Source organism: Rhizobium sp. P1_E6 (assembly GCF_056405875.1).
The window spans coordinates 1-902 of record NZ_JBFUBG010000309.1 but is presented as its reverse complement, the minus strand read 5'-3'; the positions used below and the strand labels follow the sequence as shown (position 1 = coordinate 902).

Below are 902 nucleotides of genomic sequence, written 5' to 3'. Positions count from 1 at the left end.
CGCTGGCAAAGGTTATCGTCGGCGAGATCCCGCACGGATCATATCGCGGCACGGTCATGTGCAGTGGAGTTCCGGCCGCCTTCGCCGATGCCCGCGGCGCCCACGAAGCCGGTGTTGCTCTGGTTCACCAGGAAGGCGCCGTCGTTCCGCAATTGACGATTGGCGAAAACGTGATGCTCACGATCGAACCATCGCGCTTCGGGGTGATCGACTGGAAGGCTCTCTACGACCGGGCGGATGCCGCCATGCGCCGTCTCGGCCTGGATATCGACACGAGGCGCCCGCTCGCCGGCCAGGGCGGCGTTGCCTTGATGGAGCAGGTGGAAATCGCCCGCGCCATCGCCAGTGGCAGTCGCGTTTTCGTGTTCGATGAATCGACATCGGCCCTTGGTGCCGACGAAATCGGACTTCTGCTTGAGCGCATGCGCGAACTGGCTGCCCAGGGAGCAGGGATCATCTTCATCTCCCATCGGACCGATGAAATCCTGAAGGTCTGCGATCGTGTCGTGATCCTGCGCGATGGGCGGGTGGCCTTGGAAGCGCCAAGAGCCCAATTGGACCAGGCAGGCATTGTGCGCGCCATGCTCGGCAATGCACTCGCCGAGCCACAGCATGTTGCACACAAGGAGCGATCGGATGGAGGAGAGGCTGCCGTGCGCCTGCGCGGCTGGACCCGCGCACGCACGCCTGAATCGCCGCGTGATGTCGGTCCGATCGATATCGAGCTTGCAGCCGGCGAAATCGTTGCCGTCTACGGTCCATTGGGTGCGGGAAAGACGGAGCTGGTCGAATCCCTCTATGGCTGCATGCCGGGGTTGACCGGCGGCACGGTGGAGCTCGGCGGCGCGGACTGTTCCCCGCGCAATCCGCGCGATTCCATTGCGCACGGGATCGCCTATGTC

General features: G+C 64.1%; 1 protein-coding gene. It reads left to right on the top strand.

What is annotated here, in order from left to right; genetic code table 11:
- Window positions 1-902, top strand: a 902-nt coding sequence (locus AC1D35_RS36430) for an ATP-binding cassette domain-containing protein (RefSeq protein WP_477942902.1), incomplete at both ends; no start/stop codon positions are given.